Source organism: Candidatus Phycosocius bacilliformis (assembly GCF_003112735.1).
Taxonomy (GTDB): domain Bacteria; phylum Pseudomonadota; class Alphaproteobacteria; order Caulobacterales; family Aquidulcibacteraceae; genus Aquidulcibacter; species Aquidulcibacter bacilliformis.
Window position 1 is genome coordinate 59,171 of the sequence record NZ_BFBR01000004.1, and the last position, 16,368, is coordinate 75,538.

16 protein-coding genes are annotated in these 16,368 nt (G+C 58.7%); 6 read left to right on the plus strand and 10 right to left on the minus strand.

The genetic code is table 11. The annotated features are described in order from the left end of the window. Positions 1-25 precede the first annotated feature (25 nt). From PbB2_RS07475 to PbB2_RS07485, 3 genes are all read left to right on the plus strand, one after another. Positions 26-1,030, plus strand: a complete 1,005-nt coding sequence (locus PbB2_RS07475; RefSeq protein ID WP_108984697.1) for an alpha/beta fold hydrolase — start codon at positions 26-28, stop codon at positions 1,028-1,030. Between the two features lie 23 nt (positions 1,031-1,053). Continuing rightward, positions 1,054-1,362 (plus strand): aa3-type cytochrome c oxidase subunit IV, encoded by a 309-nt coding sequence (locus PbB2_RS07480; protein WP_108984698.1) that lies wholly within the window; start codon positions 1,054-1,056, stop codon positions 1,360-1,362. 138 nt (positions 1,363-1,500) lie between these two features. After that, positions 1,501-1,854 carry a cell division protein ZapA gene (locus tag PbB2_RS07485; protein WP_108984699.1) on the plus strand — a complete coding sequence of 118 codons (354 nt, stop codon included), beginning with the start codon at positions 1,501-1,503 and terminating at the stop codon, positions 1,852-1,854. Here PbB2_RS07485 and PbB2_RS07490 read toward each other — a convergent pair. Next, positions 1,828-4,344, minus strand: coding sequence for a ligase-associated DNA damage response DEXH box helicase (locus PbB2_RS07490; RefSeq protein WP_108984891.1), 2,517 nt, complete (start codon positions 4,342-4,344; stop codon positions 1,828-1,830). The genes PbB2_RS07485 and PbB2_RS07490 overlap by 27 nt on opposite strands. Before the next feature lie 10 nt (positions 4,345-4,354). Then, entirely contained in the window at positions 4,355-5,656 is a 1,302-nt protein-coding gene (locus PbB2_RS07495; RefSeq protein ID WP_108984700.1) for an MFS transporter, read from the minus strand. A 37-nt stretch (positions 5,657-5,693) separates the two neighbouring features. Between PbB2_RS07495 and PbB2_RS07500 the strand changes: the two genes are divergently transcribed. Continuing rightward, positions 5,694-6,389 carry a hypothetical protein gene (locus PbB2_RS07500; RefSeq protein ID WP_108984701.1) on the plus strand — a complete coding sequence of 232 codons (696 nt, stop codon included), beginning with the start codon at positions 5,694-5,696 and terminating at the stop codon, positions 6,387-6,389. Here PbB2_RS07500 and PbB2_RS07505 read toward each other — a convergent pair. Beyond that, positions 6,386-7,666, minus strand: a complete 1,281-nt coding sequence (locus PbB2_RS07505; protein ID WP_238164909.1) for a glutamate-5-semialdehyde dehydrogenase — start codon at positions 7,664-7,666, stop codon at positions 6,386-6,388. The two genes, PbB2_RS07500 and PbB2_RS07505, sit on opposite strands and share 4 nt — an antisense overlap. A gap of 101 nt (positions 7,667-7,767) precedes the next feature. Here PbB2_RS07505 and PbB2_RS07510 point away from each other — a divergent pair, with 101 nt between their 5' ends. Both PbB2_RS07510 and PbB2_RS07515 read left to right on the plus strand, forming a co-directional pair. Then, the gene (locus PbB2_RS07510) at positions 7,768-8,667 is read left to right on the plus strand and encodes an alpha/beta fold hydrolase (protein ID WP_108984702.1); all 900 of its coding nucleotides are present in this window, start codon (positions 7,768-7,770) and stop codon (positions 8,665-8,667) included. A 104-nt stretch (positions 8,668-8,771) separates the two neighbouring features. Next, positions 8,772-9,821, plus strand: coding sequence for a 1,9-bis(guanidino)-5-aza-nonane synthase (locus PbB2_RS07515; RefSeq protein ID WP_108984703.1), 1,050 nt, complete (start codon positions 8,772-8,774; stop codon positions 9,819-9,821). Positions 9,822-9,978: 157 nt separating this feature from the next. On the opposite strand, the gene PbB2_RS07520 is transcribed toward PbB2_RS07515, so the two are convergent. From PbB2_RS07520 to PbB2_RS07550, 7 genes are all read right to left on the minus strand, one after another. Then, on the minus strand, positions 9,979-10,644 hold the full coding sequence (locus PbB2_RS07520) for a TonB family protein (protein WP_108984704.1): 666 nt from the start codon (positions 10,642-10,644) through the stop codon (positions 9,979-9,981). A 13-nt stretch (positions 10,645-10,657) separates the two neighbouring features. Then, complete coding sequence (locus tag PbB2_RS07525) at positions 10,658-11,140, minus strand: biopolymer transporter ExbD (RefSeq protein WP_108984705.1); 483 nt, start codon at positions 11,138-11,140, stop codon at positions 10,658-10,660. A gap of 85 nt (positions 11,141-11,225) precedes the next feature. After that, positions 11,226-11,705: a biopolymer transporter ExbD gene (locus PbB2_RS07530; RefSeq protein WP_108984706.1), complete on the minus strand. Its 480-nt coding sequence runs from the start codon at positions 11,703-11,705 to the stop codon at positions 11,226-11,228. A 27-nt stretch (positions 11,706-11,732) separates the two neighbouring features. Further along, positions 11,733-12,611, minus strand: coding sequence for a MotA/TolQ/ExbB proton channel family protein (locus tag PbB2_RS16350; protein ID WP_108984707.1), 879 nt, complete (start codon positions 12,609-12,611; stop codon positions 11,733-11,735). 210 nt (positions 12,612-12,821) lie between these two features. Further along, positions 12,822-13,673, minus strand: a complete 852-nt coding sequence (gene aguB, locus PbB2_RS07540) for an N-carbamoylputrescine amidase (protein WP_108984708.1) — start codon at positions 13,671-13,673, stop codon at positions 12,822-12,824. 1 nt (position 13,674) lies between these two features. Continuing rightward, positions 13,675-14,691, minus strand: a complete 1,017-nt coding sequence (locus tag PbB2_RS07545) for an agmatine deiminase family protein (RefSeq protein WP_108984709.1) — start codon at positions 14,689-14,691, stop codon at positions 13,675-13,677. An 82-nt stretch (positions 14,692-14,773) separates the two neighbouring features. After that, the gene (locus PbB2_RS07550) at positions 14,774-16,357 is read right to left on the minus strand and encodes an alkaline phosphatase D family protein (RefSeq protein ID WP_108984710.1); all 1,584 of its coding nucleotides are present in this window, start codon (positions 16,355-16,357) and stop codon (positions 14,774-14,776) included. Positions 16,358-16,368: the final 11 nt, after the last annotated feature.

Here is a 16,368-nt window from a genome sequence, read left to right on the forward strand (position 1 = left end):
GCGCGCAAAAGGCCATGTCGGGGGCATGTCTCACCCCAGTCCTCAACAGATCGTGCGCGCCGAACTTTCCTCGGTGCCGGAAGTTGCCGACCCCAAACGCGATGTTGGGCTTTTGGAAGCCTATGGGGGCGCAGCACCGCCCTATCCAGGCTGGGCGCTAGACGCGATCGCGAACACCCCTGAGCGGGCATGGTTTGAGGTGGACGGCGCGCGGATTGAACTCTTGATCTGGGGAACCCACGGCCAACCGGGTGTCTTATTGCTGCATGGCAATGGTGCCCATGCTGGCTGGTGGAGCTTTATCGCGCCTTTTCTAGCCAAAGCAGGCTACCGCGTCGCAGCCTTGTCCTTTTCCGGCATGGGCGGCTCAGACTGGCGTGATGTCTACCGGATGGACTTGTTTGTGGCTGAGGTCTTGGGGGCTTGCGCGGTCGCAGGCCTGGCTGCAAGCGGCAATCAACCGGTCATTGCCGCGCATTCATTCGGTGGGGTTCCAGCTATTGAGGCTGCATTGGCCGCACCCGACAAAATCGGCGGCCTCATCTTGCTCGACAGTCCGATTGAGCCACCCGGCGAAGAATGGAAGGGCCCGCCCAAGCGGACGGCACCGAACCGGGTCTATGCCAGCCTGACTGAAGCGCTGGCGCGCTTTCGGCTGGCCCCACCCCAGCCATGTGACAATCACTGGGCGCTCGACCATATTGCACGCGGCTCCCTCAAGCAGGTCGATGGGGGATGGACCTGGCAATTCGATCCGTTTTTGTGGAACAGCTTTTCTCCCATCGTCATGTCTGACCGGGCACCCCAGCTTAAAGTACCCTGCTATGTCATTCGGGGCGGTCACTCATTTTTGATGGAGGATCGTGTGTTCAATTATATGAAGACCATCTTCCCGCCCAACACCGGATTCGTCACGATTCCAGAGGCTCAGCACCATGTTATGCTGGACCAACCGCTGGCAACCATAGCGGTATTGGAATCCAGTCTGGCTGGTATCGCCATCTTGCCTAAAGCCCCGATGCGCGGCTAAGAGGGGGCAGATGGAGAGTTCACATGGCCAGCCACAATGATCACTACACCCCCGGCGAAATGGATATTGCAGAGCAATCTGCGATGTATCAGTCCTTTCTGGTCGCAACTCAGTGGGGCTGTGTGCTGATTGGGGCCATGGTCTTGTGCATGGCGCTGATCTGGGGCGCGCATGTGCCGTGGCTGCAAGCCGTGCTGGGCTGTGGTGCTTTGTCGGTGGTTGCAGGCCTTGGCATGAAGATGGGCGGCAGCTTCACCATCACATCGGTTCTGATCACCATTATTGGCCTGATCGCCGGCGGCATTGCCACACTTGTGGCCATGTTGATCTAACTGCCCATTGGCCGGGGTGACCGCACACGGCACCAACTGATGCATGTGAGGCGATGATAAGCCGCTCACTGGCATGTCAGGCACTGGTATTCTGGCCAGAACCGGTATCTAGTCTCAGCGAAGCGACGGAGCCGAGCGGTGGCGAAAGTACAGATTGAAATCAATGGGCGGCGCTATGCCATTGGCTGCGACGAGGGCCAAGAAGAGCATGTCATGCGTTTGGCCCGCTATTTTGATGAGCATGTCAAAAGGCTGGCAGGCTCTGTCGGCCAAATTGGCGATCAACGCCTGTTCCTGATGGGTGCCTTGATCGTTGCCGATGAGATGCATGATCTGAAACTGCGTCTCGATAAGGCCGAAGCCGAAATTGCTCGCTTGAGCGATGTGCGCGCCCAAGCCGCCCAGGCCAGCCAAGACCCTGCACCCTTGGCCGCCCTCGACGGCGCGGCTGGACGCCTTGAGGCCCTAGCGGCCCGCCTCGAACAGGCCTGAGAAATTCTCTCCCATCGCCTCCTGCAGCAGGCTGTCGCCGGCTGCTTCCTCAATGATGTTTTCCAGAGCTTGGCCATTGACCGGCACTTTGCCGATTTCCAGCATCAGGGGCACGGCGAAGGGAGAAATACGGGACAATCGCTGATGACGGATTTGACCTTTGATCCGGCCAAGGCAATCCGATAGCCGCCGAATATCCATCAGGCCTTCACCGGCTTCCGCGCGGGCAGCCTCCAAAAGTATATGATCTGGCTGATGGCGGCGCAGCACGTCAAAGATCAAATCAGCCGAAAACGTCACCTGTCGGCCAGTGCGTTGCTTGCCCGGCTGGTTCTGCTCGATCAAACCGGCAATCAACGCACAATTGCGGAATGTGCGCTTCATCAACACGCTTTCTTCCAGCCATTCTTCGAGGTCATCGCCCAGCATATCCTGATCAAACAGTGCCGCCATATCGACCCTTGACATGTCTTTGAGTCCCCAGACCGAAATGGCATAATCATTGGCGACAAAGCCCAACGGCTCCCGACCCAACCGCTCGAGCCGCCTTGTCAGCAACATGCCCAAAGTCTGATGCGCCAGCCGGCCTTCAAACGGATAGCAAGCCAGATGGAAGCGCTGGCCACGGGCAAATGTTTCCACCAAAATTTCCCCCTCTTGAGGGATTACCGACGCGTAATCTTGCATCTGCAGCCATTCCTGCAACTGCGGGTGCAGCTTGGGCCAATAGCTGCGGGTGGCGATCATGGTGCGCACGCGCACGGCAAGATAGGTCGATAGAGGGAACTTACCCCCGGCCCAAGAGGGAACCTTTGGCGCGGCATCAGCCGCTTTGCTGACCAGACAATCGGTTCCCGAAACACCCTCAAACCGCCACACCTCACCGGCAAACAGAAAGGTATCACGCGGGGACAGGCCATCGACAAAATATTCTTCAATCTCGCCCACCACGCGTCCGCCCACCAGCGTAGACCCGCCCGAGGGCGTCCCAGGCCTCCGGCTTCGATTGGCAGACACCTGCCGGACCTTCAGAACAGGATCGGCGACGATGGAGCCGACATTCATCCGCCAAGCCCGCGCAGCTTCTCGGTTACGGCACCGCAAACGACCCTCTTCATCGCGGAGCAGCCGCGCAAAGCGGTCATAGGATTTCAGCGCATAGCCGCCATCAATGACAAAGCCCAAAATGCGGTCGAATTGATGACGAGACAGGTGATGATAAGGGGCTGTTGACGTGACTTCAGCAAACAAGTCGTCGGGATGGAATGCAGCCCCGACACTGCAACCCATGATGTGTTGAGCCAGAATATCAATGGCACCTTGGCGCGGCACGGGTCCGTCCAGATGCCCACCCAACACAGCTTCTTGCGCAGCCTGACATTCCAACATTTCAAATCGGTTGGTGGGCACCAGAATAGCGCGCGACACATCGTCAAGTCGGTGATTTGACCGCCCGATCCGCTGGATCAGACGTGAGGAGCCTTTGGGGGCACCCATCTGGATCACCAGGTCAACATTGCCCCAGTCGATACCCAGGTCGAGGGTGGAGGTACATACAATCGCCCGCAGCCGACCTTGGGCCATGGCCTGCTCGACCTTTCGACGTTGGGAGACGTCCAGCGAGCCATGGTGAAGTGCAATCGGCAGATTGGCATCATTGATCTTCCACAATTCCTGAAACGCAAGTTCAGCCTGGAAGCGGGTATTGACGAATACCAAGGCCATTTGGGTTGCCTGAATGGCGGCATAGACTTCGGCCATCGCGTGTCGGCCGGTGTGGCCAGCCCAAGGCACGCGTTCGTCTGACAGCAGCATGGAAATGTCTGGGGCTAATCCCTGCGGACCACGCACGATACGCGCCAGATTGGACTGTGGCCCTGTCTGAGGTGCCACCCACTGGGCGAGGGCTGCCTCATCGGCAACGGTGGCTGACAAGCCTGTGCGCCGCAGCTGTGGCGCCATTCGTTGCAGGGCCGCCAACCCCAAGGCCAACAAATCGCCGCGCTTGGTTGGTGCCAGGGCATGGGCCTCATCAATGATGATGCGCGAAAGGCCGGCAAACATCTGACCGGCATCGGGCATGCCGGCAAATAGAGCGACCTGTTCAGGCGTGGTCAGCAGGATGTCGGGAGGATCAAGGCGTTGGCGCTGGCGCTTGCTCGTCGGGGTATCGCCGGTGCGTGTCTCAACCCGGATCGGTAAATTCATCTCGCCGATTGGGGTCATCAGATTGCGTTCGACGTCCACCGCGAGTGCCTTCAACGGCGAAACATAAAGGGTATGCAATCGGCGCGGGCGATCTGGCTGGGCGGCCAATTCAACCAATGACGGCAGAAAGCCTGCCAAGGTCTTGCCCGCCCCGGTGGGGGCGATCAGGAGCGTATGCTGGCCGGCCTGATCTTGCGCCAACAGGTCGAGCTGATGGGCACGTGGGGCCCAGTTACGCGCTGCAAACCAATCTGAAAAGGTGTGGGGCAAGCCGAGGCTCATGCGCAAGGCCTCATGGCTTAGCGGGGGGATCACCCGGCTCTGAGGATTTCCGTCCCATGGCCAAAATGTGTCCCAAGACCGAATTGGTCTGGACCGGGCGGAAACCGATCTTGTCTTCCGGGGCAGGGGCTGGACGGGCGGCGGTACGCCACAAGACCCACGGTACCATGATGGCTGAGACGATGCCCGCCTGCCAGAAGATCGACAGGGCACTGCCGCTTACCTCGACCAAGACACCGCCAATGGCAGGACCCAAAATGGTACCACCCGCCCAGACAAACAACAGGCCAGAGCTGGCCGCCGCCATTTCAGTCCGCGGGGTGCGATCTCCCAAATGGGCAACCGCAATGCCGTAATAGGACAGTGCACCCGCCCCCCAGATGCCAAACAGGATCGTGTTGGTGGTGATGGACAGGCCACTGCCCGCCAGTGCCAGCACAAAGGCTGCCACCGCTGGAATCCCGATTAAAAAGGCCAACACAATGCGCCGGTCGATGCGATCTGACAGCCTGCCAGCATGCCATTGCACCAGAAGCGAACCGATCCAGGCAGCTGCCTGAAAAGCCGCCGCCGCCTGTGCGCCACCCCGCTCGCTGGCATAAAGCGGGGCCAGTGACAGAACAGCCCCATTGACCAGTCCCGATCCAAGTGCCGCAACAAAAGCCGCCGGGGCAAGACTGAACAACCGATTGGGCAACATGCGCAATACGGTGGCTGGCGGGGGTGGCGTGGTATCAGCAATCGAAATCGGGACCAGCGAGAGGGCAAAAAAGGCCGCCGCTGCCATAATCGGACCCGCAGCATTGGGTTCTGGATGCGTGAAGCCAATGATGAAGGGGCCAGACACCAATCCCAGCTTGGTGCAAAGCATGTAGAAGCCCGTGACATCGCCGCGCCGTGCATTGGGGATTGCGGCTGCCATCCAACCCTCAGCAGCGGCAAACATCACCGCAATCGCCATCCCCGCCACCAAGCGGCTGATCGCCCACCCCCCTGCCGTATCGGTTGCATGCAGCAAAAGCGTGGTCACACACGCAATGGAGGCCGCTGCCGCATAGCTGCGGATCGCCCCAATGGCGCGCAACATATTGGGGGCAAACCACGCTCCCGCCAAAAAGCCGACGCCAAATGCCGACGCGACCAGGCCGATCTGGCTGCCCGTGAATGCCAGCGCGTGCATCTGCAATGGCAGCCAGACATTGAGAAGACCACCCGCGATCTGCAACAGCGTCTGGCCCGCGATCAGCGAGGCGACATCCCGCATGGGATTGGGTCGGGGACTGCCTGAGGGGTTCAGCGCCGGTTCACTCATCGTGCAAGGATAGGCTCTGGCGCGATTCAGGGCCAGAATGTTTGCGCAGGTCCGTCAGCCTCTGTGCACTGGCTGGTCGGGAGAATTTGGCGCGGCGTGTCATGATTTGTTAGGGCCAGATTTGCTAGGGCCATTGGCCGATGATGGCCGGGCCCCGCGCGGCGGACTATGGCATGATGATTGCTGGAGCAGCCTTATGTTATCTGAACGGATCACCCACATTCTATCGCAGGCAGGCTATATCGGGGCGGCGACCGCCCTCGTCTTCATGGCCATGGCCGACCATGCTGATGCCAAGCCGCGTGAGGCCAAGGCCCTGCGGGGGAAAGCCACTGCGACGTCAACCGATCCGGGGGAGCAGGCTCAAGCCTGGCTTGGCCGTGCGGTCTGGCGGGCAGGTGCCTGTGATCGGCAAGAAAATTTCCAGACGTTTCGCTTTGGCGACAATCCCCAGGTTGAAGTAGGATCAGGTCGGCCCGGCGACGGTGAGGCGCTACAAGTGTTGCGTGTCGGCTTGAGCACAGATGGCCTGATCGAAGTCGAGACACGGGTGTGTGCGCCGGTGGGCTGCAATCAGACGGTTGAGCGCTACCGCAGGATCGGCGCAAACCAGATGCAGGAATGGCATTTTGAAGGACGCTTGCCCGATCATGTGCCCTACGTGCTGGTACGAGACGGCCAAGCGGTTGATGGCTCTGGACCTGGACGTCTGTTTAACCGCTGCCCCGATTAGGGCCGGGTCTGACCAGTTCCGCGCACCACATATTTGTACGTGGTAAGGCCTTCGGCCCCAACAGGCCCGCGCGCATGCAGACGGCCCGTCCCAATGCCAATTTCGCCACCAAAGCCAAACTCGCCACCATCAGCATATTGCGTCGAGGCATTGACCAGCACGATGGCGCTATCAACCTCGTGCAGGAAACGTTCAGCCGCAACAGCATCCTCGGTCACAATGCAATCGGTATGACCAGAACCATAGCGACCAATATGCGCCACCGCCGCGTCAATCCCTGCCACAATGGCAACCGACAGGATGGGTGCCAGATATTCCGTTGACCAATCCTGCTCATTGGCTTCGCCCATGGCCACAATGGCGCGTGCTGCAGCATCACCGCGCAATTCACAGCCCTTGGCGATTAAGGCCGCGGCCAGACGCGGCAACAGGCTGGGCGCGATTGCCGCATCCACCAGCATGGTTTCGGTTGCCCCGCACACACCGGTGCGGCGCAGCTTCGCATTGAGGATCAAAGCCTCGGCTTTATCGGGGTCAGCAGCTTGGTGAATATACGTATGGCAGATGCCCTCTAAATGGCTCAACACGGGAACACGGGCTTCGTTCTGCACCCGCGCCACCAGACTTTTGCCGCCGCGGGGAATGATCATATCAATGGCCCCCTCAAGTCCGGCCAGCATGGCACCCACGGCCGCCCTGTCAGTGGTGGGGACCAGCTGTATGGCATCTTCCGGCAGGCCCACCTCTGAAAGGCCCGCACGCAAAGCCTCAGTAATCGCCATCGAACTGCCGATCGCGTCGGACCCGCCGCGCAAAATGACACAATTGCCCGAGCGCAGGCACAATGCCCCGGCATCTGCCGTCACATTTGGGCGGCTCTCGTAAATAATGCCGATGACGCCAATGGGGATCCGCACCCGCTGCATGTGCAGGCCATTCGGCCTTGTCCAATCAACCATCACCTCGCCCAAAAGATCGGCTTGCCCCGCAACATCTTCAACCGCCGCGGCCATCGCTTCCAACCGCGCCGGATCAAGCTTCAACCGGTCCAACATCGCCGGTGACAAGCCTTCGGCCTGACTGCGGGCCATATCCTCACCATTGGCGGCAAGAATTGTGGGGGCTGCAGCCCGGATATGGCGGGCCATGGCGGCAAGAGCGGCAGAGCGGGTTTCAGCCGAAGCCTCCCGCACCGCCTTGGCGGCTTGGCGGGCACGTTGGCCCAGTGCCAGCATCACGGCCTCAGGAGTTTGCGGGGTAGGGAACTGAATGGTCATACGCGCAAAATGCCCATAATGAAGGCCAAACACAAGCCAGAGGATGCGGATTGGGCCGAACCTGGCCCGATTGGACCAGATTAAGGCTGGGCGAGAGTAACATGAATACACAAGACACCCCTGAGATCAGCTTTGTGGCCACCAATGGTCAAACCTTGGAGACCCGCATCGACGGACGCGGCGGCAAAAAGCTCGCTGTGCTTTTGCATGGATTTCCAGAATGCCATGCCTCCTGGCGTTTCCAGATCCCGCTCTTGGTCAAGCTGGGATATGAGGTCTGGAGCCCGAATCTGCGTGGCTATGGGCAAAGTTCAAAGCCAGCGGGTGTGGCTGCCTATCGGGTGGGTGAGCTGATCCAGGATGTGGTGGGCTTGATTGGGCAGGCCGCTGCGGGTCGGCCAGTCACCTTGATCGCCCATGATTGGGGCGCAATCATTGCCTGGGCGCTGGCCGCGGATAAGGCGGTTGAGCTTGATCGATTGATTATCCTCAATGTCCCCCATCCTGCGCGCATGGCCGAAGGCTTGCGCACGTGGCGACAATTGAAAAAGAGCTGGTACATTTTCTTTTTCCAACTCCCCATCTTGCCAGAGCTGGCTTTGCGGGCCGATGGCGCGCGCGCCATTGGTCGCGCCTTTCAGGCCCTGGCCTTGGACCAGACCCATTTCGGGCCAGAGGTTTTACAGATTTATCGCGACAATGCGCTGATCCCCGGCGCGCTGACCGCCATGGTGAATTATTATCGCGCCGCCGCCCGGATGCCGGATTTTGCGCGCTATCGCCGCGACACAGTCGCCACCATCGACGTTCCCACTCTGATGATCTGGGGAACTGAAGATCGTGCCTTGGGTGTGGAGCTCACCGAGCCCTATGACGGGCTGGTGTCGGACTTCACCCTCAAACTCGTGCCCGGTGTCGGCCATTGGGTCCAGCAGGAGGCCCCAAACGCGGTCAATGCGCATCTTGAGGCCTGGCTGACTGCAACGCCTGTCCCAAGATGATTTCAATTGCAATCAATTTCGGCTAAGGCCGCCCATCACTGGCCCAGAGGGAGTTCCGGCGCGGTCGCTGGCCTTCTGACCCAGGTTGAAAGAGTGCCCAAACCATGGCTGAAACCATCAACGCAAACCGCAAAGCAGAACTGCTCTCCCATGTTGTCGAGCATGTGGACATCGCCTCCTATGATGCCCGGCCGATCATCGACAGCATGAAGAAAATGTCCTTTACCAGCCGCGACACAGGTCGCGCGGCAGAAATCTTCAACACCATGATCGCCGATAAGGAAGCCACCGTTTGGCTGACGCTGGCAGGTTCCACCAGTGCAGGCGGTTGCATGCATGTGTACCGCGACATGGTAAAATACGGCATGGTCGACGCCATCGTTGCCACCGGTGCCTCGATCATCGACATGGACTTCTTTGAAGCCCTCGGTTTCAAGCATTATCAAGCCTTGGAAGTGCCCGATGATGAGACCCTGCGCAGCCTCTACATCGACCGCATCTATGACACCTATATTGATGAGGAAGAGCTGCAGGCCTGCGATCACACCATTCTGGAGATTGCTGACAGCCTTGAGCCCAAGGCCTATTCCTCGCGCGCCTTCATCGCGGCCATGGGCAAATGGTTGAGCGAAGGCAATGCCAAGAAGGAAGGCAGTCTGATCCAGACCGCCTATGAATGCGGCGTGCCGATCTTCTGCCCAGCCTTTGTCGACAGCTCGGCAGGCTTTGGTCTGGTGAAACACCAGGTCCAGCGCATGAAGGACAAAAAGCCCTATCTGATGATCGATGCCATTGCCGACTTCCGTGAACTCACCGACATCAAGATTGCCGCAGGCCGCACTGGCCTGTTCATGGTCGGCGGTGGGGTTCCCAAGAATTTCGCGCAAGACACTGTGGTGTGCGCGGAAATCCTGGGCGTTGAAGCCGAGATGCACGCCTATGCCGTTCAAATCACTGTGGCGGATGTACGCGATGGAGCTTGCTCATCCTCGACACTGAAAGAGGCCTGCTCATGGGGCAAAGTCTCGGTAGCGCTGGAGCAAATGGTCTTTGCGGAAGCCTCCACCGTGGTGCCGCTAATTGCCTCGGACGCCTATCACCGCGGCCATTGGAAGGATCGCAACCGTCCCCGCTGGGCCAAGCTGTTTGAGTAAGGTCTGATCGACTACGACAGAGTTTAGGGGCGGCGCAAGTCGCCCCTTTTTTATGGCCGCAGATTTATCGGCGCTGCGTGAAGGTTGCTGACAGAACATGGAAAAAGGGCCGCTGCGCTGGCAACGGCCCTTTTCCTAAAGATTGAGTCCGATCGGTCTATTCGTTCAGCCTGAACTGAACGTCGAGATAGAACTCGCCCGAAGTGTTCTCGCAATTGCGACGGGCTGGATCGAAACGCATCCGGCGGGCTTCCCGCTCGACAGCCGATTCAAACACGCCCGGCGGGTTTGCAGCCGTCACAATGACACCGACAACGCTACCCGTGGCATCGATCTGCAGGGTCGCGCGGACATTGCCCTCAGTACCCCGATCAATGGCCCGCTGTGGATAGGCCCGCTCAATGTTGAACTCACGCAGCTTGCGCGGGTTCTTCGGAGACTCCGTGCACGAAGGCGGCGGAGGTGGCGGGGGAGCCGGTGGCGGCGGTGGTGGTGCCGGTGGCTGATAATCGGTCAAAGCCGGTGCGGGTGGCGGGGGAGCCCGCTCCTGCACCTGACGGATTTCCTCCACGGGTGGTGGGGGAATGTCCACGATCATCTTGGTCTGACGCTCCACCAGAGGCGGTGGTGGCGGCAGCTTTTCCGGCGGTGGTGGTGGTGGTGGTGGTGGCGGAGGTGGCTTCTTGTCCTTCTCCGCCTTCACCACATTCAGATTGTCCAGGAAGTCCGTCACGATGTGTGGGCGAACCTTCGACACCCCATAGAGGATGCCGGCCCACAACACGACCGAGATCAACAGGAACAATAAGCGATATTTTGCCATATCCTATTGCCCCCTATCGCAACTGGTCTTGGCTGATTGCATCTTCAGCAACCAGAGAGACTTTCTGGAAATTGGCTTCCTGCAGGATTGCCATGGTTTCCATCACCGACCGGTACGGAAGGGTCTGGTCAGCCCGGACGCGCACGGTTTCCAAAAGCCGGTTTGGAGAATCCGGCACATGGAATGTGACGCGTTCGAGAACCTTGGCAGCCAATTGGTCCGATTCCACAAGTTGAGCATCCACAAAGATCTGCGGCAGACCCGTCCCATCGTCGCGAATATCAACGACTGTTGGGGTCTTTGGCTTCTCCTGTTGCTGTTCAGGCGGCGGAGATGGCGGTGGCAAGTCCACCTTCACGTCCGTCGTCGGAATAGGAGCTGCCACCATGAAGATGATCAGCAACACCAAGAGAATGTCGATGAACGGAACAATATTGGGTTCCGAGCTCGGTTGCAGGCCCTTGCCTCGTCCCCCTCCAGCGAGTTTAGCACCCATGGTGGTATACTCCCTTCAGGTTCGAGGTCTCGCGGTTGCAAGCGCGGGTGGTATTCGTATTCAACATTAGTCCTACCTCCCTGTTCTAGCGGCGCTTATCTGCGCCCACGAGCGCAACTTTGTAGAAGCCTTCATCTTGAAGGCGGTTCATTGCGAACACGACGTTCCGGTACGGCGTTTCACCATCGGCACGGATATAAATCCGCTGGTCGATGATCTTAGCCAAGTCGCCATCGAAGGTCGGATTGTCTTTGACAACCCCTTCAAAGGCTTTCTTTCCCAGAACAGCCGTATCCACGACTTCGTCATTGCCAACGAAATACCCAACCTGACCACCCTTGTCCTGAATCGTGACATAGGTCGGCTTTGGTGGACGCTTCGAGGGCAACACTTTGGAGTCTGGCAGCGTGACATTAATGTCCACTGACGCGACCGGCGAAGCCACCATGAAGATGATCAGCAGCACCAACATCACGTCCACGAAGGGCACGATATTTGGTTCTGCATTCACATCCAGGCGGCCTCTTTTGCCGCTACTGCCGCCTCCGGCTAGTTTAGCACCCATGATCGGTCTCCTGTTCCAGAGCCCCGATCAGCCCTGCTTGTCCATGTCGCGGGTCACCAGCGAGATGAAGTCCGCTTCGAAGTCTTCCAGATAGCCACCGATGGTGCCGGTTTGCTTAGCCGAGAAGTTGTAGATCAACACGGCAGGGATAGCAGCCACCAGACCAGCTGCAGTTGCGAACAATGCTTCTGCGATACCTGGTGCCACAACGGCCAGCGAGGTGGTTTGGGTGTTCGCAATCGCGATGAACGAGTTCATGATGCCCCACACGGTCCCGAACAGACCGATGAAGGGGGCGTTCGAGCCGATCGACGCGAGGAAGGTCATGTTGGAGCCGAGCTCTTCAATGCCCTTGTTCTGCTCAGCCGTCATGGCCGCACGAATACGCTCAATCAGGTCACCGCGAGCTTCGCGCTTGTTATACAGACCCGCGTCCTTGGCCTTTTGCAGTTCGCCATAGCCAGCTGCAAACATTTTCTTGGCAAAGCCTTCTGGTTGCTTGGCCAGCAATTGAGCGGCTTCTTCAGGGGTCTTGGCCTTCTTGTAGGCGGCGACAAACTCAACCGTGCGCTTCTTGTTGCTGCGCATCACGAGGATCTTTTCGATCATCAGTGCGATGGCATAAACGGCGCAGAGCAGCAGGATCACGAGCACGATCTTCGACACGAGTGGCGAAGCGGCGATCATGTCCATCAAGGTGATGTTTTGCTGACCGGCATTCTTTGCAGCTTCTGCAGCAGCAGCAGCAGCTTCCGCAGCGCTTGGGGCAGCAGGGGCAGCCGCAGCGACAGCGTTCACTGACTCAACAACAGCATTGGTGGTTTCAGCAGCAGCAGCAACAGTTGCGTCAGCAGCAGGGGTGGCAGCGGTGTCAGCAGCACCGGCGGCTTGCAGAAGAGCAAACATGGTTTTGTGTATCCTCAAAAATCAGTCCCGCCGTTAATCTTTTTGTAACGAACGGGCTCATCGGGAGTCCTAGCCGCCCTTTGTCATTTGTGGAAGGGGGCTATGCGCTAAATTGCCGCTGCGAGGCAAGAAATGTCTGTAGAAGATGCCGTTGTTAAGGATTGAGTCTGGTTTTGTTACAGTTTTATAACCAGAAGGGCGAAATTTCCCTCAGTCCTGTGGATAAAGATCGGGTCTACGGTCCCTGAAAAAGCCCCAAGCGGCCCGATGGCGGTCCAGAAATGTCAGATCAACCTGCCCAAGTGCGATCCCTTCGCCCTCGCGCGGGAGATCTGCGATCAAATCTCCGCGATGATCGGCGATGAATGAAGAGCCATAGAAGTGCTGATCCGCACCAAGGCCTTGTTCGGTTCCAATCCGATTGGCCGCCACCACAGGGATGACATTGCTGACAGCATGGCCCTGCATTGCGCGGCGCCAGGGGTCACGGGTGTCGAGGCTACCATCATGGGGCTCTGAACCGATCGCCGTCGGATATAGCAAGACCTCAGCACCCAAAAGGGCCATGGCGCGGGCGGCTTCTGGATACCATTGGTCCCAGCATATCCCGACGCCGATGCGGGCATAGCGCGTGTCCCACACTTTGAAACCGCTGTCGCCAGGACGGAAATAATATTTCTCCTGATAGCCAGGACCATCAGGAATATGACTCTTGCGATAAGTCCCCAGCACGGTCCCATCTGCATCAAGGATGACCACACTATTGTAATAGCGGGGGCCATCACGCTCATAAATCGACACAGGGATAACCACGCCCAATTCAGCAGCCAGTGGTTGCAACTGGGTGACGCAGGGATGGCTTAGGGCTGGATAGGCGGTCGCGAACCAGCGTTCATCCTGCGTGGTGCAAAAATAGGGTCCTTGGAACAGCTCAGACGGCAAAATGATTTGCGCGCCTTGCGCCGCTGCCTGCCGGATCAAGCCGATGGTGCGGTCAATATTGTCTTGGAGATCAAGCCCATAATGGGTTTGAAGTGCTGCAAGTGTGACAATTCGGGCCATTTCAGGCTGGCTCCTGCTGGGTGATGCAATGGAAACTGCCGCCACCGGTCAGAATGGCGTTACTTTGTATGCCGACGACCCGCCGACCCGGAAAAGCAGCCGCGAGGGCGCGCAGAGCCGCATCGGCTGACGCGGTACCATAATGAGGCATCACCACGCTGGCGTTGCCGATAATGAAATTGAGGTGCGAGGCGGGAATCACTTCTCCATCCTCGTCCAGCACACGTCCAGGCGATGGAATACGAACCACATCGAGTACCCGACCTTGTGCGTCGCGCATGGCTGCTAGATCAGCAGCAATTTGGTCCAGCACAGCCTGATTGGGGTCATCTTCGCCAAAGGGTTCCATACAGACAACCCGCCCCGGCCCGATGAAGCGGGCGATATTGTCAACATGGCCGTCTGTATGATCATTGGCCAGACCGTCGCCAAGCCACAATATCTTGCGCGCACCCAAGGCCCGTTTGAGAAAGGCTTCGGCGGTGGCTTCATCCCAGCCCGGATTGCGATTGGGATTAAGCAAGCATTGGCGCGTCGTCAGCACCGTGCCGTCTCCATCATGGTCGACAGCGCCACCTTCGAGGATAAACGGGGCCCTGACGGTCGAAACACCAGCTGCCCTTGCCACCCCGTCGCCCACACTGTCATCATGGGCCAAGTCATATTTGCCACCCCAGCCATTAAAGCCAAAGCGCAAGGCGACAATCTGGTCGCCACGCCGGGCAAAGATGGGGCCGGTATCACGTAGCCAGATGTCGCCAAAGGCGATGTCGTGCACATTGACCGCCTTCGGCAAGGCAGCGCGGGCGTTGGCGAGGGCTTCCGCACCGCAGGCCAGAACATGCACCACATCCCCTCGCCCGCCTTCGGGCGTGGTTGCGATCAAAGCCCGCACCATGGCGGCAACTTCGGCACGGGCGGGTTCAAGGTCTTCTTGCCATAGATCGGCCGCGGAGGGCCAACATGTCCAGATTGCCTTGTGCGGGGCCCATTCGGCCGGAATGGTCAGATCGGTCAACTCAAGGCTCCTCAGGCACAATGGGCGGGGCTGCTCACATGGCCCCCGCTGTTATCGTCCACAAGATGGGGGACTGCAGGTATCAAGCCTCGTTCAGCACAGGTTTGCCGCGCTCAACCACATAGCGCTTGAGCGGGCTGAACGCCTGATTGCGCTGCCAAGTTGTCTTGGTGCTCATCAAGCGCACATCCATGGACTGTGGGGTCACATCGACGAGCCCATAGCCGCGCACGCGGTCATCCTGCCACTTCAGATGCGGGTTGTCCGGGAATAGCCGGTTCCAGCGATCATAATTGAAGGACATGGAGGTGATTGATCCACCAACGAACTCAACCGCCACTGTGTCGCTTTCAGGACGATTGTAATCCTGCTTCACATCGCTGGCCCAGAAGCCATGCATATCCCCACCGATCACAATGGACGACACCTCACGTCGCCGGCGTGCCATAATGTCGATGATTTTTTGGCGGGCAGGCTCAAACCCGCTCCACCCGTCTGTATAAGCAATTGGATCGCCCTGTGCGTTCTTTTGGAACAGGGTCGAGAACAAGGTTGGCTGCACCAAGACGGACCATTTGAAGGGCGCGCGCATAAAGTTTTCTGAGATAAAGCGCTCTTGGCGCGCGCCTAAAATGGTGCGCGAGGGATCTTGCAATTCGGCACAGGTCGCGCGGCTGACGCTTTCGGCTTCACGTCGACCGGGGCTCAAACACGCACCCTTGGAACGATATTGGCGCGTGTCGAGCAAGGTGAAGTCCAACAAGTCGCCCCAGCCACTCTGGCCATAAATCCGCATCCGATTGATCGCATCAAACCGCGACCGGGCCCGCATCGGATTGGCCTCGAAAAAGGCTTTGTAGGCATTAAACTTCCGAACCGGGAAATCGCGATCAGGATCTTGGCCCGGTAGGACCTTGCCAAAGTCGCCCTGATAATCATTGGCAACCTCATGATCGTCCCAGATGTAAAGCCAAGGTGCGACGGCGTGGGCAGCCTGTAGATCGGCATCAAGCTTATGGGCTGCGTGGATCAGGCGATAATCGCTTAGGCTGAAGGCATCTTCCACTGGCATGCGGCGCACCGCTGCCCCGTAGGAGACCTCATAAATATAATCCCCCAGCGACAAGATAACGTCGGGATTCTGCCGCGCCAGATCGCCATAAGCGGTAAACAGGCCCTGCTCATAATGGGCGCAGGAATGCCACGCAAAGCGCAGCTTATCCAAAGGCGCGCCAAATTCTGGCGTGGTCCGGGTCCGCCCAATTGGCGAGACCGCGAGCCCGACCCGGAAGCGATAAAAGTAAGGCCGGTTCGGCTTCAGACCGCCCACTTCAACATGTACGCTGTGGGCATTGTCAGGCCGTGCAACAGCAAATTCGCGCCGAACAATCTTGGTGAAAGCCTCATCCTCAGCAATTTCACATTGGACATCGACCAAGCCGTCAATTCGGTAGTCCGGGTCCAATGGTTCAGGAGCCAAACGTGTCCACAAGACAAAGCCATCCTGGTTCGGGTCACCTGACGCGACGCCCATGGTGAAGGGATCGGACAGAAACTTCGGGGTTTGCGCCATTGCAGAACCCCGCCACGGGCTGGTCATGGATGCTGCTGCGGCACCCATGGCCCAGGCATTGAGAAACAGGCGTCGCTTTGGATCGAATTGCATAGACGTGCACC

What these genes read in the sequence shown, in the direction of transcription:
- PbB2_RS07530 (WP_108984706.1), bottom strand. Translation starts at nt 11,705, where the DNA reads ATGGGTGCTAAACTAGCCGGAGGCGGCAGTAGCGGCAAAAGAGGCCGC.
- PbB2_RS07480 (WP_108984698.1), top strand. Translation starts at nt 1,054, where the DNA reads ATGGCCAGCCACAATGATCACTACACCCCCGGCGAAATGGATATTGCA.
- PbB2_RS07500 (WP_108984701.1), top strand. Translation starts at nt 5,694, where the DNA reads ATGTTTGCGCAGGTCCGTCAGCCTCTGTGCACTGGCTGGTCGGGAGAA.
- aguB (WP_108984708.1), bottom strand. Translation starts at nt 13,673, where the DNA reads ATGGCCCGAATTGTCACACTTGCAGCACTTCAAACCCATTATGGGCTT.
- PbB2_RS07525 (WP_108984705.1), bottom strand. Translation starts at nt 11,140, where the DNA reads ATGGGTGCTAAACTCGCTGGAGGGGGACGAGGCAAGGGCCTGCAACCG.
- PbB2_RS16350 (WP_108984707.1), bottom strand. Translation starts at nt 12,611, where the DNA reads ATGTTTGCTCTTCTGCAAGCCGCCGGTGCTGCTGACACCGCTGCCACC.
- PbB2_RS07515 (WP_108984703.1), top strand. Translation starts at nt 8,772, where the DNA reads ATGGCTGAAACCATCAACGCAAACCGCAAAGCAGAACTGCTCTCCCAT.
- PbB2_RS07495 (WP_108984700.1), bottom strand. Translation starts at nt 5,656, where the DNA reads ATGAGTGAACCGGCGCTGAACCCCTCAGGCAGTCCCCGACCCAATCCC.
- PbB2_RS07550 (WP_108984710.1), bottom strand. Translation starts at nt 16,357, where the DNA reads ATGCAATTCGATCCAAAGCGACGCCTGTTTCTCAATGCCTGGGCCATG.
- PbB2_RS07510 (WP_108984702.1), top strand. Translation starts at nt 7,768, where the DNA reads ATGAATACACAAGACACCCCTGAGATCAGCTTTGTGGCCACCAATGGT.
- PbB2_RS07475 (WP_108984697.1), top strand. Translation starts at nt 26, where the DNA reads ATGTCTCACCCCAGTCCTCAACAGATCGTGCGCGCCGAACTTTCCTCG.
- PbB2_RS07505 (WP_238164909.1), bottom strand. Translation starts at nt 7,666, where the DNA reads ATGACCATTCAGTTCCCTACCCCGCAAACTCCTGAGGCCGTGATGCTG.
- PbB2_RS07490 (WP_108984891.1), bottom strand. Translation starts at nt 4,344, where the DNA reads ATGAGCCTCGGCTTGCCCCACACCTTTTCAGATTGGTTTGCAGCGCGT.
- PbB2_RS07520 (WP_108984704.1), bottom strand. Translation starts at nt 10,644, where the DNA reads ATGGCAAAATATCGCTTATTGTTCCTGTTGATCTCGGTCGTGTTGTGG.